This window comes from Ensifer sp. SSB1, assembly GCF_016652895.1.
Classification (GTDB): Bacteria; Pseudomonadota; Alphaproteobacteria; order Rhizobiales; family Rhizobiaceae; genus Ensifer.
Genome location: NZ_JAEPRP010000013.1, coordinates 28404 through 42862, shown reverse-complemented (window position 1 = coordinate 42862; position 14459 = coordinate 28404). Strand labels below are relative to the sequence as shown.

At 64.3% G+C, this 14459-nt stretch carries 17 protein-coding genes and 1 pseudogene; 4 read left to right on the top strand and 14 right to left on the bottom strand.

All coding sequences use genetic code 11. From position 1 onward, the window contains the following. Window positions 1-489 precede the first annotated feature (489 nt). From I8N66_RS05380 to napE, 8 genes and pseudogenes are all read right to left on the bottom strand, one after another. Window positions 490-912, bottom strand: coding sequence for a YciI family protein (locus I8N66_RS05380; protein WP_113539004.1), 423 nt, complete (start codon window positions 910-912; stop codon window positions 490-492). A 220-nt stretch (window positions 913-1132) separates the two neighbouring features. After that, on the bottom strand, window positions 1133-1429 hold the full coding sequence (locus I8N66_RS05375; protein ID WP_291150566.1) for a hypothetical protein: 297 nt from the start codon (window positions 1427-1429) through the stop codon (window positions 1133-1135). Between the two features lie 167 nt (window positions 1430-1596). Then, window positions 1597-2295, bottom strand: a complete 699-nt coding sequence (locus tag I8N66_RS05370; protein WP_113539003.1) for a NapC/NirT family cytochrome c — start codon at window positions 2293-2295, stop codon at window positions 1597-1599. Between the two features lie 4 nt (window positions 2296-2299). Beyond that, window positions 2300-2755, bottom strand: a complete 456-nt coding sequence (locus I8N66_RS05365) for a nitrate reductase cytochrome c-type subunit (protein WP_113539002.1) — start codon at window positions 2753-2755, stop codon at window positions 2300-2302. 110 nt (window positions 2756-2865) lie between these two features. Beyond that, window positions 2866-5373 carry a periplasmic nitrate reductase subunit alpha gene (gene napA, locus I8N66_RS05360; protein ID WP_113539001.1) on the bottom strand — a complete coding sequence of 836 codons (2508 nt, stop codon included), beginning with the start codon at window positions 5371-5373 and terminating at the stop codon, window positions 2866-2868. Beyond that, window positions 5348-5639, bottom strand: a pseudogene (locus I8N66_RS05355) (chaperone NapD). Before I8N66_RS05355 ends, napA begins: the two are co-directional and overlap by 26 nt. 7 nt (window positions 5640-5646) lie before the next feature. Continuing rightward, window positions 5647-6147, bottom strand: a complete 501-nt coding sequence (gene napF / locus I8N66_RS05350; protein ID WP_291150559.1) for a ferredoxin-type protein NapF — start codon at window positions 6145-6147, stop codon at window positions 5647-5649. An 8-nt stretch (window positions 6148-6155) separates the two neighbouring features. Continuing rightward, on the bottom strand, window positions 6156-6344 hold the full coding sequence (gene napE, locus I8N66_RS05345) for a periplasmic nitrate reductase, NapE protein (RefSeq protein WP_291150557.1): 189 nt from the start codon (window positions 6342-6344) through the stop codon (window positions 6156-6158). A 388-nt stretch (window positions 6345-6732) separates the two neighbouring features. Here napE and I8N66_RS05340 point away from each other — a divergent pair, with 388 nt between their 5' ends. Together I8N66_RS05340 and I8N66_RS05335 are read left to right on the top strand one after the other, a co-directional pair. Further along, on the top strand, window positions 6733-7107 hold the full coding sequence (locus I8N66_RS05340; protein WP_291150555.1) for a DUF4180 domain-containing protein: 375 nt from the start codon (window positions 6733-6735) through the stop codon (window positions 7105-7107). Between the two features lie 128 nt (window positions 7108-7235). Further along, a complete protein-coding gene (locus I8N66_RS05335) occupies window positions 7236-7964 on the top strand; it encodes an SDR family oxidoreductase (protein ID WP_291150553.1) in 729 nt (242 codons plus the stop codon). A gap of 7 nt (window positions 7965-7971) precedes the next feature. Here I8N66_RS05335 and I8N66_RS05330 read toward each other — a convergent pair whose 3' ends face one another. Continuing rightward, window positions 7972-8868: a LysR family transcriptional regulator gene (locus tag I8N66_RS05330; protein WP_291150550.1), complete on the bottom strand. Its 897-nt coding sequence runs from the start codon at window positions 8866-8868 to the stop codon at window positions 7972-7974. Window positions 8869-8975: 107 nt separating this feature from the next. Further along, on the bottom strand, window positions 8976-10415 hold the full coding sequence (locus tag I8N66_RS05325) for an MFS transporter (protein WP_291150547.1): 1440 nt from the start codon (window positions 10413-10415) through the stop codon (window positions 8976-8978). Between the two features lie 294 nt (window positions 10416-10709). Here I8N66_RS05325 and I8N66_RS05320 point away from each other — a divergent pair, with 294 nt between their 5' ends. Further along, window positions 10710-11600 carry a LysR family transcriptional regulator gene (locus I8N66_RS05320; RefSeq protein WP_291150544.1) on the top strand — a complete coding sequence of 297 codons (891 nt, stop codon included), beginning with the start codon at window positions 10710-10712 and terminating at the stop codon, window positions 11598-11600. 174 nt (window positions 11601-11774) lie between these two features. Next, window positions 11775-12143: a VOC family protein gene (locus I8N66_RS05315; protein WP_223724772.1), complete on the top strand. Its 369-nt coding sequence runs from the start codon at window positions 11775-11777 to the stop codon at window positions 12141-12143. 28 nt (window positions 12144-12171) lie between these two features. On the opposite strand, the gene arsB is transcribed toward I8N66_RS05315, so the two are convergent. From arsB to I8N66_RS05295, 4 genes are all read right to left on the bottom strand, one after another. Beyond that, window positions 12172-13230 (bottom strand): ACR3 family arsenite efflux transporter, encoded by a 1059-nt coding sequence (gene arsB, locus I8N66_RS05310; protein ID WP_291150630.1) that lies wholly within the window; start codon window positions 13228-13230, stop codon window positions 12172-12174. Then, the gene (locus tag I8N66_RS05305; protein WP_223724774.1) at window positions 13230-13751 is read right to left on the bottom strand and encodes an arsenate reductase ArsC; all 522 of its coding nucleotides are present in this window, start codon (window positions 13749-13751) and stop codon (window positions 13230-13232) included. The genes arsB and I8N66_RS05305 overlap by 1 nt, the downstream gene beginning before the upstream one ends. 10 nt (window positions 13752-13761) lie before the next feature. Beyond that, window positions 13762-14211: an arsenic resistance N-acetyltransferase ArsN2 gene (arsN2, locus tag I8N66_RS05300; RefSeq protein WP_291150536.1), complete on the bottom strand. Its 450-nt coding sequence runs from the start codon at window positions 14209-14211 to the stop codon at window positions 13762-13764. Then, on the bottom strand, window positions 14208-14459 hold a 252-nt coding region (locus tag I8N66_RS05295; protein ID WP_291150533.1), incomplete at its 5' end, for a helix-turn-helix domain-containing protein. The genes arsN2 and I8N66_RS05295, both read right to left, overlap by 4 nt.

The window sequence follows — 14459 nt, the reverse complement described above, 5'->3', positions numbered from 1 at the left end:
ACAGATCAGACACCCTGCCAAAGTCTACACGATCCGGACACTGTGGCAGCCGTTCATTCCGCGGGCGACCTTCGTCCCCCCTCGCCGCGCCGCGCAACACATTGTCGCCGCACAGCACCAGAGGCTGCCCCTCATCCCGCGGTGAGGGCATAGCCCTTCATCCGCCCGGTGAAGGCTCGCCCTTCATCCGCCCGGTGAGGGCTCGCGCCTCATCCGGTCTGCCGACCACCTTCTCCCCGCCTGGCGGGGAGAAGGCCACGCGCGGTGCCCGCTCGCCTCGACAACAAACGCCACAGTTTCGTTTTGGGCCGACTGCTTGACCCGAGACGAAACCAGCTTTGACGCTGACCGCGGCCGCGGCCGAAAATGCCAGCGATCTGAGCTCGTCCCCTCTCCCCGCTTGGCGGGAAGAGGGTGAAGGGCAAGCAGGGTTGGCTCTCGGGTTAAACCCGAGGTGAGGGACAAACTCACCTTGCGCAGAAGGCGTCCTTACTGGTTGGCGATCTTCTCGCGCAGCCGCTCATCCTGAGCGGCGATCTCCGGCGTCACCAAGTCGCCGAAATCTTCCATCTCGAACACCGGGCGGATTTCGATTTCGCTCGGACCCGGCATCGGATTCGGGCAGCGCTTCACCCAGGCGATCGCCTCGGCCATGTCCTTGACCGTCCAGATCCAGAAGCCGGCGACGAGTTCCTTGGTCTCGGCAAACGGGCCGTCGATAACCATGCGGTCCGCCCCGTCGAAGGCGACGCGGGCGCCGCGCGACGAGGGCTGCAGCCCCTCGCCCGCCTGCATGATGCCGGCATTGACCAGTTCCTCGTTATACTTGCCCATGGCGGCCAGCAGCTCTGTCGACGGCATGTTGCCCGCTTCGCTGTCTTCGGTCGCCTTTACAAAAACCACTACGCGCATTGTCCATTCTCCTCTGTCACGCCGGTCCCGGTCCTCGTGACCTCAAGGGGTGCCGGCATGGTGAAACCCAGATAGGTAGAGCAGGTTACGGGCGAAAGACCCGCGCGGATTTTTTTCCTATCCCGCTCCGGTGGAGGAAGCCGGATTGGCCTCCCTGACTAAATGACGAACGGGAAATGACGGTACCGACAACGATGTCGAATATTTTTTGGACGAAAGCTCAGCGGTCTTCGATAGGGACCGATTTCCACGCATCGAAACTCTCATAGACCTGGGTGTCGGGCCACAGCGGATCATCCTCTCGACGCCATGTGAGATGCACCTGGGCACACCGTCCGTCGGCCAGCAGGAACAGCACGTCATCCCGGCGTCGGCGCCTGCCGAGCGCCGTTGCTGCGATACCTTTTAGAACATGTTCCGGGCAAAGCTCGCGTGGAAGCTCATCCTCGAAGATCTTGCGTTCGCCCGCGTCGACGATTGCAGACCAATCGCCATCCCAATCGTATTCTGCTGTCATTTGACGAGCCTAGCGTGCGCCGCGTCGGGGTCAACCGTTGCCGCGCGAACGGCCAATCATGATGGACGTAGCGCCGGCCCTCCTTGGTGAAAAAAGGGCCACGCCGCGCCGGCATGGCCCTCTGTCATCGCTGTTGTCTCCTGCCGAATGCCGCGGCAGCCGCTCGCCTATTGCACCTGCGTGTGCAGGTCGGCCAGCGCCTGCCGCAGATCGTCGATCGGCGTCTGGCCCGCCATCTTCTTGCCTTCCAGTTCCGGCGGCATCTTCCAGCCGGGATCGATGCCTTCCATGTTGGGCAGCTCGTGCGCGATGCCCTTGTGGCAGTCGATGCAGGTGGCCTTGCCGGAAAGCAGGTAGCGGGTGTGGATCTCGGCGGCGCGCTGCGTCTGCTTCTGCAGGTCCATGGCGACCGAGGAATGGCAGTTGCGGCATTCAAGGCTGTCGTTGGCCTTCATGCGCGCCCATTCGTGCTGCGCCAGTTCCAGCCGCTTTTCGAGGAACTTCGACCGGGTGTTGATCGTGCCGAAGATCTTGCCCCAGACCTCCTTGGAGGCCTGCATCTTGCGGGCGATCTTGTCGGTCCACTGATGCGGCACGTGGCAGTCCGGACAGGTGGCGCGCACGCCCGAGCGGTTGGAGAAGTGGATCGTGCGCGTCAGCTCCTGGTAGACGTTGTCGTGCATCTCGTGACAGGAGGTGCAGAACTTTTCAGTGTTGGTGAGCTCCAGCGCCGTGTTGAAGGCGCCCCAGAACATGACGCCGCCGATGAAGCCGCCGAGCGTGAGGAAGCCCAAGCCGAGCGTGCCGGCCGGTGTCTTCATGATCCCCCAGGCCCAGAGGATGATTTTCCTGATCCATGCGATCATGTCGTCACTCGCTTCCGGCCGGCTTGAAACCCAACTCGCTCATGTCCTTGAAGTTGCTCGGCACCAGAGGATTGGTGTCCGCCTGCGGCACATGGCAGGCCGTGCAGAAGTAGCGCCGCGGCGAAACGTCGGCGATCATCTGCCCGTCGCGCGTCATGTAGTGGGTGACGCTGATCATCGGCGCGCCGGAATCCTGGGTGAACTCGCGCTTGTGGCAGGAAAGGCAGCGGTTGGCATTGACCGAAAGCTCGTAGCCCTCGATCGAATGCGGGATGACCGGCGGCTGGTCGGGATAGGCGCGCATCCGGCGCTTGTCGTCGACCACCCATTTCGGCAGCGGTGCCGCCGCCTCGGTCGCCATTTGCGGTGTGGGCCCCTCGAGCTGCGGCACCAGTTTTTCCGCAACCTGGGCGACGGCGGCGGTGGTGACGAACACCATCACGCCGGCGGCGATTGCCATCCAGACAGGCCGCTTCGGGCCGGCAAAGGTGCGAAGCGGCTGAGCCTGAGGAACTGCCCCGAAACAAAGAGACAGGACGTTTCCAGCAATCCGCTTCAGCCGAGAAAACCCTAGAGGGTTACGGGAACGATCTTGACCGCGCATTTTTTGAAATCCGTCTGTTTGGAGATGGGATCGGTGGCGTCGAGGGTAACCTTGTTGATCAGCTGGCTGGCGTCGAACCAGGGAACGAAGATGACGCCGGGCGGCATGCGGTTGCGGCCGCGGATATCGACGCGCGAGCGGATTTCGCCGCGCCGCGAGACGATGCGCACTTCCATGCCCTGGTTGATGCCACGCTTGCGGGCATCCTCCGCATTCATGAAGACACGCGCACCCGGAAACGCCTTGTAGAGTTCCGGCACCCGCATGGTCATCGAGCCCGAATGCCAGTGTTCCAGCACGCGGCCGGTTACCAGCCAGGTGTCGTATTCCTCGTCGGGGGATTCGGCCGGCGGCTCGTAAGGTACGGCGAGAATGACGGCCTTGCCGTCCTTGTTACCGTAGAACTTCACGCCCTCGCCCGCCTTCACATAGGGGTCGAAGCCTTCGCGGTAGCGCCACTTCGTCTCCTGGCCGTTGACGACGGGCCAGCGCAGGCCGCGCACCTCGTGATAGGTGTCATAGGGTGCCAGGTCATGGCCATGGCCGCGGCCGAAGGTGGCATATTCCTCGAACAGGCCCTTCTGGATGTAGAAGCCGAAGTCCTTCGCTTCGTTGTTGTCGTATTCGGCGCTCACCTCCGTCAGCGGGAAGCGGTCGACCTCACCGTTCTTGAACAGAACCTCAAACAGCGTCTTGCCGCGATAGTTGGGGTTGGCGTCGAGGATTTCCTTCGGCCAAACCTCGTCGGTGGTGAAGCGCTTGGAGAACTCCACCAGCTGCCAGAGATCCGAACGCGCTTCGCCGCGCGCCTGCACGAGCTGGTGCCAGACGTGGGTTCGCCGCTCTGCATTGCCGTAGGCCCCTTCCTTTTCCACCCACATGGCTGCGGGCAGGATCAGGTCGGCGCTCATCGCGGTGATCGTCGGATAGGCATCGGAAACGACGATGAAGTTGTCCGGGTTGCGATAGCCCTGCCAGGTCTCGTTGGCGGTATTGGGCCCCGCCTGGACGTTGTTGTTGACCTGCACCCAGTAGAAATTGAGCTTGCCGTCCTTCAGCATCCGGTCCTGCTGCACGGCGTGGTAGCCGGGCTTTTCCGGGATGATGCCGTGCGGAATGCGCCAGATCTCCTCCGCATGCTTGCGATGCTCGGGATTGGTCACAACCATATCGGCCGGCAGGCGGTGCGCGAAGGTGCCCACCTCACGCGCGGTGCCGCAGGCAGACGGCTGGCCGGTCAGCGAGAACGGGCTGTTGCCGGGCTCGGAGATCTTTCCGGTCAAAAGGTGCAGGTTGTAGACCATCTGGTTGGCCCAGACGCCGCGCACATGCTGGTTGAAGCCCATGGTCCAGAGCGACATGACCTTGCGGCTCGGGTCCGCATAAAGCTCGGCCAGCTGTTTCAGGAACTCCGGTTCGACCCCGGTCAGCTCGACGGTCTTTTCCAGCGTGTATTCGGAAACGAATTCCTTGAACGCCTCGAAATCCATCGGCTCGGTCTTGCCCGGGTCCTTGGAGTTGGCGGCATTGACCTCGATCGGGTTGTCGGGCCGCAGACCGTAGCCGATATCGGTCACGCCGCGGGCAAATTTCGTGTGCTTCTTGACGAAGTCCTCGTTGACCTTGCCGCTCTCGATGATGTGGTTGGCGATATAGTTGAGGATCGCCAGATCCGATCCCGGCTTGAAGACGATCGGGATATCGGCGAGATCCATGCTGCGATGGGTGAAGGTCGAAAGCACCGCGACCCGCACATGCGGCTGGCCGAGACGCCGGTCGGCGACGCGGGTCCACAGAATCGGGTGCATCTCCGCCATGTTCGAGCCCCAGAGCACGAAGGCATCGGCGTTCTCGAAATCGTCATAGCAGCCCATCGGCTCGTCCATGCCGAAGGTGCGCATGAAGGCGACGGCGGCGGACGCCATGCAGTGGCGGGCATTGGGGTCGAGGTTGTTGGAGCGGAAGCCCGCCCGCATCAGCTTGGTCGCCGCATAGCCCTCGAAGATCGTCCATTGCCCGGAGCCGAACATGCCGAGCGCCGTCGGGCCCTTCTCCTTCAGGACCTTCTTCGCCTGCTCGGCCATCACGTTGAAGGCCTCGTCCCAGCTCACCGGCTCGAACTCGCCGTCCTTGGCGTAGACGCCGCCACGCTTCCTTAAGAGCGGCGTCGTCAGCCGGTCGTTGCCGTACATGATCTTGGACAGGAAATAGCCCTTGATGCAGTTGAGGCCGCGGTTGACCTCGGCCTGCATGTCGCCATGGGTGGCGACCACCTGGCCTTCCTTCACGCCCACCATCACGCCGCAGCCCGTGCCGCAGAAGCGGCATGGCGCCTTGGACCATTTGATCTCCAGCGCGTTGACACCGCCCGGCACCGGCTGTGCGGCCGCAGGCAGCGCAATGCCGGCCGTGGCGGCGGCGATGCCGGCCGCATGGGCCTTCAGTATGTCACGCCGCGTCAGTTCTCCGCTCATGGCTCCTGCCCTTCCTCTTCCATTTCGACATGCTCGAAAACCATGTTGGCCGAGATCACCCCGTCGAGCAGCGAGATCTGCGTCAGGCATTCGCCGAGCGCGCCCGTACTTCTGCCTTCGATGACGATGACGATCTTGCCGCCGCCATGGCCGTGGATTTCGACGTTTTCCATTCCTGCGAGCGTCGCTAGCACCGCTTCCGTGCTCTGCGGCATCGTGGCGACCACGGCGCTCGAAATGTGATAGGGCGTGCCCGCCTTTGCCATTGCGGCCTCAGACATGAGCCACCTCCGCTTCCAATGCCTTGACCACGATGGCGCTCACCGGGCAGCCGCCAAGGCAGGCGCCGCAGCCGGTGCATTTGGCTTCGTCGAGTTCGGGCAGGAACGGCCCGCCGATGCGTGGGCGAAAACGGATCGCCTGCTCCGGACAGCTTTCGCCGCAGGACTGGCAGGCGACGTAGCGGCGCGCGAGGCACGTGTCGGCAATGCTTGCGACATGCGGAAAACGCCGCACATCCTTCGCCTCGAACACGGGCTCGGCACAGGCTTCCGCGCAGGCGCCGCAGAAGGTGCATTCGCCGCCGGAAAAGTCGACGAAGGGCCGACCGCCTTCAAGACGGATTATGCCGGTGGGACATCGCTCCGCACAGGCGCCGCAGCCGGTGCAGGCGGCAAGGCTCGGCTCCGAAACACCCGGCGGACGAATGCGAACGGGCTTTGCCGCAGCGCGGCCGGTGAAGAGTTCACGGCGTGAGAGAGACTCAGTGCCCATGGCTCACCTCAATGCCCGGGCGGGCCCGGCGGGCCGAAAATGATCTGCAGCATCCAGACGAGGAAACCATAGCCGCCGACAATACCGACGGCGACAATCGGCCAGATGCCGAAGGCGAGCACGAAGAAGGTAATGAGCTCCGCACGCCGCGACCGCGGGCGGTTTTCAATCGGCTGTTGCTGAACGAGCTCTGGCATTCCTGCGTCCCCCAACACAATCTACGGTAAGATGCGCCAACCGAAATAAAAATCAATCCCATGACCTAAGGATGACACTTCCGCATCCTGCCGCACAGTAGAGGCCAAACAGAGCCGGTCATTGATCTGTGTCAAAACACCCGAAGTCCGACGCAAAAATCGACGGCAATTCTCCGATCGCGCGCCGAAATAACACGCGGAGATCAATCAACTTTCCGAAATCCGTTATATTTACACGAATACATCGCTTCCGACACTTTCGCCAAGGCGGTGAACCAATGCAAGCACAGGGCGAATCTCACGGACGGCGAATGCCGCATCTTCAAGGCGGCAACGGCTGTCCAGATCGCCCTTGCAACCCAGGGCTTCACCTTCTATTCCTCGTCGCATGACACAGCTCATCGAAATCGGAACCGTGCGCGTGCTGAAATGCGCAAGCGAAGGAACGCTGCTCAAGGCGGCCGGCGACGCCAACGATTTTCTCGGCGACGCCTGGGCGCATGAGGCGACCGTGGTGGCGATCCCGGTGGAACGGCTCGGGGCCGATTTCCTCGACCTTTCGACGCGTATCGCCGGCGAAGTGTTCCAGAAGTTCGTCAACTACCGCATGCGGCTCGCCATCGTCGGCGATATCGGCCCGAGGCTAGAGGCCAGCAAGGCGCTGACCGATTTCGTGCGCGAGACCAACAAGGGCAATGCCATCTGGTTCGTGCCGGATTTCGAGGCGCTCCGCGTGAAGCTGGAAAGCGTCGCGGCCGCCTGACTGCCCACGGACCGGCATCCCTTGCCATCATCGGAAAAGCCGATGGCGCTATCGGTTTTCTCCGTTTCCGCTGGTGCCGCCGCTCTGCCAAGTCTCCTTCCGGTCACCACCGAAAGGAACAACGGACAATGAATGCAATCGCCATCAAGAGGATCCTGATTGCCGGCGGCGCTTCCGGCATGGGCCTGGCGCTAACGAAACGGGCGCTCGCCGAAGGCGCCGAGGTCATCGTCGTCGGACGCAACGAAGAGCGGCTGCATCGCCTGCGCCAGGACCTCGACCACTCTTCGCTGACGACGATCGCCGCCGATATCGCGCGCGAAAACGAGGTCGCCGCGCTCTTCCGGCAGCTCGGCCGGGTCGATCATATCGTCAGCACCGCCGCCGATATCGAAGGCGCTTATGAACTCCTGCCTTCGATCGATCTTGCCGCAGCGCAGAAGGTAGTGGAGACGAAGGTCTTCGGCCCGCTGCTCCTGGCGAAATATGGCGCGCCGGTGCTTTCGCCCGCAGGCTCCCTCACCTTCACCTCGGGCATTGCCGCCTACCGCCCCGCCGCCCGCGGCGCCGTCGTCGCCGCGGTCAATGCGGCTCTCGAGGGGCTGGTGCGGGCGCTTGCCGTCGAGCTGGCGCCGATCCGGGTCAACGCGGTTTCGCCCGGCTGGGTCGATACGCCGATCTGGACCTTCGTTGCCGGCGACAGGAAGGACGAGACGCTGCGCGCAATGGCCGAGCGCCTGCCGGTCGGGCGCGTCGGCAAGGCCGACGACATCGCCGATGCCATAGGATTTCTCATCGGCAACGGCTTCACAACGGGTACGGTGCTGCATGTCGAGGGCGGGCACCGGCTGATCTGAACCGGGTCTAGGTCACAGCCGGCGCAAAATCCTCGCTCGCCGCGGCAAGCAGGCGCCGGAGCGCCGGCGGCTGTACGCGGCGGCGGCGCCAGATCATGGAAAGCGGCACGGTGCGTGTCGGCCCCGGCCAGGCGACCGCGCCGATTTCATCGCGCGCCAGCGCATCGGCAACGGCAAGGCGCGGCACCAGGGCAATGCCTGCGCCCGTCGCCACCAGTCTTGCGATCGCGGCAAGGCTGCCCACTTCGGCCGCGCGCCGTGGCGAGACCCCGGCCTCGGCAAAGGCCCTGTCGACGATCGCCCGGTAGACGCAGCCGCGCTCGGTGGTGAGAAAATCCGCTGCCGCAAGCCCCGCCATCGTCGGCGCCCTCGCCAGCGCCACATGCCCCGGCGGCACGATCAGCACGATCGGCTCGGCGGCGATCACCCGCCGCGCCAGCCGCTCGTCGGCCGTGCCCTCGCCAAACGAAAAGGCGACGTCGATCTCACCCGTTTCGAGCCTGCGCAGCAGGTCGCCGCTGCCGGCAACCGTCAGCCGCAGATCCATGTCGCCATGGGCGGCGCGAAACCGCGACAGAAAAGGCGCAAGCTGGGCCGAGGCGATCGTCTCCAGCGCGCCGATCGTCAGCGCGCCCGCCTGCTGCCCGGCCGCCGCCGCCACCGCCGCCCGCGCCTCGTCGGCCAGGGCAAGCATCTCCTCGGCATAAAGACGCAGCGCTTCGCCGGCCGCCGTCAGCTCCAGCCCGGCCTTGGCGCGAACCAGCAGCGTAGCGCCGAGCTCGGCCTCGAGCGACTGTATCTGATCGCTGACGCTCGATTGCGCCAGATGCACCTCCGCCGCCGCCCGCGTGATGTTGCGATGACGGGAGACGGCAAGGAATGTCGTGAGAAGGCGAGGATGCATCGGGAGGAAGCCGCCGGGAGAGATGGGGAAAGGGTGTGGCACCAAGGCTGCCACAGGCATTCGCCGGGCGTCAACCGCGCCCGGCGGCAGACCCCCGACCCCGCCCGCTAGGCCGACGCTTCCCCGCGGCGCAAGGCGCGCTTGCCGAGCGCCCTGCTCCCGGCCGCGATCAAAAGCGCGATCGCCGTCAGCAGCCCTGCGACAGCGAAGGTCACCTGCATGCCCCAGGCCACCGCCTCCGGCGCGGCCTTGGCGATATCGCTTGCCGCAACCGCCGCGGCGAAGATCGCCCCCATCACCGACGCGCCGGTAACGAGGCCGAGATTGCGCGAGAGGTTGAGCAGGCCGGACACGACACCGCGCCCGTCCGCCGCCACCTCAGCCATGACGGCCGTGTTGTTGGCCGCCTGGAACAGCTGATAGCCGGGCGTCAGCAGCGCGATCGCCGCGATGTAGCCGGCAACGCCGGCCAGACCGGGCAGAACGGCGAGCGAAATGCTGCCCGCGACCATCGCCACCAGACCGACCGAGACCACGGAGCGTGCACCCAGGCGATCGACGATGCGACCGGCGACCACGCCGCCGAGGGCCGAGATGACGGGTCCGACCGACATGACGAGCCCGACCATCGCCGCATCGAGCCCCAGCCCGCGCGACAGATAAAACGGCCCGACCACCAGCGTCGCCATCATCACGGTCGAGACCAGCGCATTGGTCGAAATCCCCAGGCTCAGCGTCGGATCACGAAACATCGCCAGCCGGATGAGTGGCGAGCCTACCTTCGTCTCGACCAGCAGGAACAGCCCAAGGCCGATGGCAGCCGCCAGGAGCAGCGCGACATTCAGCACGCCGAAGCTGCCGCGCCCCGCCGTCATTGCCAGCGCATAGGCCCCGAGCGAAAGCGCAAGCAGCAGCGTGCCGGCCAGATCGAAGCGCGGGCGCTCCCTGCCCTTGAGGCTTCGGTCTGCGGGCAGATATCGATGGGCAAGCGCGAGCGCCAGAAGCCCCAGCGGCACGTTGACGAGGAAGATCGTCCGCCATCCGGGGCCGGCAATCAGCGCGCCGCCGAGCGACGGCCCGAGCGCGGTGCCGATGGCCGACATGGTTCCGAGCAGGCCCATGGCGCTGCCGGTCTTCTCCTTCGCCACGGCCTCGCCGACAAAGGCCATGGTCAGCGCCATCATGATCGCCGCGCCGATCCCCTGCACCGCCCGCGCCGCGATCAGCAGCGCAAGGCTCGGCGTCAGGCCGCAAAGGACCGAGGCTGCGGTAAAGAGCGCGATGCCGGCAAGAAGCAGCCGCCGCCGGCCGACGATATCGCCGAGCCGCCCGACGCTGACGATCAGCGTGGTGATGGCAAGCAGATAGGCGAGCACCACCCATTGCACCGCCTGAAACGACGCGCCGAAGGCATCCGCCAGCGCCGGAAGCGCCACATTGGCGCTGCTGGTGCCAAGCGAAGAGAGCAGCATCGACAGCGACAGGCTGGCGAGCACCCAGCGAACCGGTGCGGCGGCGGGAGCGATGGCAGTCTTCGTGACGCTCATCGGCCACCTCCCGCGCGCGAGGCTTCGCGACGCCCGCTCCTGGCGCAAGAAATGGCGTCAAAACAAAGAGATACAGCGCCGTCATGAATCAAAATATGCGGCAAGCGCTTCCGGTCAGACCGGGAAATCGGGGATGGTGCCGCATGCATAAGCAGGTATGGGATCATCGGAAAACCCTCCAATTCGGTTCTCCGAAAAAATAGGCCCCGACCTCACATGGCGGAAGGCGCAACATTTGCACTTCATTCGTGCGTTCAACGCCACATCTGACATGAACTCATGTTATGAAGGACGATGACCAGACCGGATCTCAACCTGCTCGTGACCCTCGATGTGCTGCTTTCGGAAGGCAGCGTCGCCCGCGCCGCCCGGCGCCTGCAGCTCAGCCCCTCGGCCATGAGCCGGGCGCTGGCAAGGCTGCGCGAGGCGACCGGCGATCCGCTCCTGGTGCGCGCCGGCCGCGGCCTCGTCCCCACACCGCGCGCGCTGGAGCTTCGCGGTCGCGTCGGCCCACTGGTGGAAGCGGCCGAAGCCTGCCTCCGCCCCGCCGAGAACCTCGACCTGAAGACGCTCACCCGCACCTTCACGCTCAGGAACCGCGAAGGTTTCGTCGAAAATTTCGGTCCTGATCTGATTGCCCGCGTCGGCGCTCAAGCCCCCGGCGTGCGCCTCCGCTTCGTGCAGAAGCTCGACCGGGACAGCAGCCCCTTGCGCGAAGGTACTGTCGATCTCGAAACCGGTGTTGTCGGCGACATGACCGGCCCGGAACTTCGCGCCCAGGCCCTTTTCCACGACCGCTTCGTCGGCGTGATCCGCCCCGGCCATCCGCTGGCATCGGGCGAAATCACCCCCGCGCGCTACGCTGGAGCCCACCACGTCCAGATCTCGCGCCGCGGCAACGACAGCGGTCCGATCGATACCGCTCTTCAGGCGGCCGGCCTCGGCCGTCAGATCGCCGCCTCCGTCGGCAGCTTCTCCGAGGCCCTGGCACTCGCCCGCGCCACCGATCTCGTTGCCAGCGTCCCCGAACTCTACACCGGAACGCTGCGCCAGGATCTCGTTACCTTCCCGCTCCCCGTCGCGCTCCCCGAAATCACCATCTCGCTGCTCTGGCACCCGCGCCTGGATGCGGATCCGGCGCACCGGTGGTTACGGGCGTGCGTGCGGGAGGTGTGCACCACGTAAGGTCCCGGTTACGTCCGGCGAAGAATGCCAGGCCCGTGGACTGACAGCCGCGCCGGAGACCTGCAGGGCCATGGAGGCCGCTGTTGCCTATGACAGGCCATCGGGGTATCAGCCCAATCCCAGCCGCGAAGCGCCGTCTCGCCAGCGCAAGTCAAACCCGCACAGGAGAACGCGATGTTCGACCACGTCAAATTCGGTGTCCGCGACTATGCGGCAAGCCTCGACTTCTACCTGAAGGCGCTCGAACCGCTCGGCGTCTCCGTCGTCGATCATGGCGCCCACGGCGTGGAAATGAGCACGGACGGCAAGTCGTCGCTGTGCCTCTACCAGACCGAGGAAACGCCGGCGCACCTTCACCTCGCCTTCATGGCCGCGACCCGGCAGCAGGTCGACGCCTTCTACCAAGCAGCCCTTGCGGCCGGCGGCAAGGACAACGGCGCCCCCGGCCTGCGCCCGCGCTACCACGCCAATTATTACGCCGCCTTCGTCCTCGATCCGGATGGGCACAATATCGAGGCCGTCTGCCACGAGGCTGAGGCCTAAGCCTCGCGGACAGCGGCACCTGAGGCGCTCATGCGCTTTTCGAAAGGGACCCCTTGGCGACTGCCGGTGCCGCCTCGTACCAGCCCTTCGACCTGTTCACGATCCAGACGACCGACAGCATTACCGGCACCTCGATGAGCACCCCGACGACGGTGGCAAGCGCCGCGCCCGACTGGAAGCCAAAGAGGCTGATGGCAGCGGCAACGGCGAGCTCGAAGAAATTCGATGCTCCGATGAGGGCCGAGGGGCCGGCCACGCAATGCTTCTCGCCTGACAGGCGATTGAGCAGATAGGCCAGCCCGGCGTTGAAATAGACCTGTATGAGGATCGGCACTGCCAAAAGAGCAATGATGGTCGGCTGTGCGATGATCTGTTCGCCCTGAAAGCCGAACAGCAACACCAGTGTCGCAAGCAGGGCGACCAGCGATATCGGCTGAACCTTCGCGAGGAACCGATCGAGACCGGACGACGATTCACCTACCTTGAGGTACTTTCGAAGCATCTGCGCGACGATCACAGGAACGACGATGTAGAGCACGACGGACAGGGTCAAGGTCGCCCATGGGACGGTAATCGCAGAGAGCCCGAGCAGAAGTCCGACGATCGGCGCGAAGCCGACGATCATGATCGCATCGTTGAGCGCTACCTGGGACAGGGTGAACAGCGGGTCGCCGCGCGTCAGGTTCGACCACACGAAAACCATCGCCGTACACGGTGCAGCCGCAAGGATGATCAGTCCGGCGATGTAGGAGTCGATCTGATCCGCAGGCAACAGCGGACGGAACAGCCAGCCGACGAACAACCAGCCAAGCAGCGCCATCGAAAACGGCTTGATCGCCCAATTGATGAAGAGCGTCACGCCGATGCCGCGCCAGTGGCGCCCCACCCCTGAAAGCGACTGGAAATCGATCTTCACCAGCATCGGGATGATCATGAGCCAGATGAGGGTCGCGACCGGGATGTTGACCTTCGCGATCTCTGCCGCGCCGATGGCCTGAAACACGCCGGGCAGGAGATGGCCAAGCGCGATGCCAACGACGATGCAGACGGCAACCCACAGGGTCAGATAGCGCTCGAAGGCCGACATCACGAAGCACTCCGGCCGGTCGAGCCTTCCATGCCACCGATCTCGCGAAGCTGGCGCTCCAGCGCCATGCGATCGATCGAAGCCATCGGCAGGTTGATGAAAGCCGCAATCCGGTTCTTCAGGAATTTTGCGGCCTTCGCAAAAGCCTGTTGAATTTCGGCCTCGGTTCCTTTGACCTCGGCCGGGTCCTCGATACCCCAATGGGCGGTCATCGGATGGCCGATCCAGACCGGGCAAGCCTCGCCGGCCGCGCTGTCGCAAACCGTAAAGATGAAATCCATCCGTGGAGCGTCAGCGCCGGAAAACACGTCCCAACTCTTCGAGTGCAGCCCGCCCGTCGGATAGCCGAGAGCGTCGAGTTCAAGGATGGCGTGCGGATTGACCTGCCCCTTCGGCTGGCTACCGGCCGAAAAGGCGCGGAAGCGGTCCTTTCCCTCCTTGTTGAGGATGGCTTCGCCAAGAATGGAACGCGCGGAATTGCCCGTGCAAAGGAAGAGCACGTTGTAAACACGATCAGACATGGGTGTCCCTTTAGGTGGAGTGCTCGGGGAGAACGAGCTTCATCAAGGTTGCTGACGACGGGCAGAGCGAGGACGCCTGCCGGGTATTGAGAATTTCCGCCGGGGCCTCCGAACGCTCGATGCATCTGAAGCCGAGACGCTCGAAGAACGGCACCGCCGTTTCCGTGAGCAGAAACACCGATCTCATCGCGAACCGATAGCCGTGCCCGAACATGAGAGGTGGCAATCGGCTTCCGATACCGCGCCCTTGGTATTCCGGCAGGACGACGAGGGAACGCAGCAACGTATGCTGGCCACTCTGTTCCATACCGCCGTATCCGACGACCTTGCCGTGCGAATTGAAGGCAAAGAACTGACGTCCCTCCTCTTCAAGATCATCAACTGGAAGGTTTGCCGCCATCAATGCGGTCCGCAGCCCGGGGTCGCTTCCGGGAATGGGGAGCAAGTCGAGCTCTATCATCCTCTAGCTCCTGAAGGCGCACAACATGGCGCCACAGCGACCGCAGGCGCGCAAATCTCGGGATGCCCGCCGCAGCAGTCTTCCATGAGGAAACGGACCAGACCGCCGAGAGCATCGTAGTCTGCGCGATATATGATTGAACGGGATTCCCGTTGTTGCGTGATCAGGCCTGCCCGCTCCAATTCCTTGAGATGAAAGGAAATGTTCGAAGGCGACACCTCCGCCCTTTCCGCCAGAGCACCCGCTGC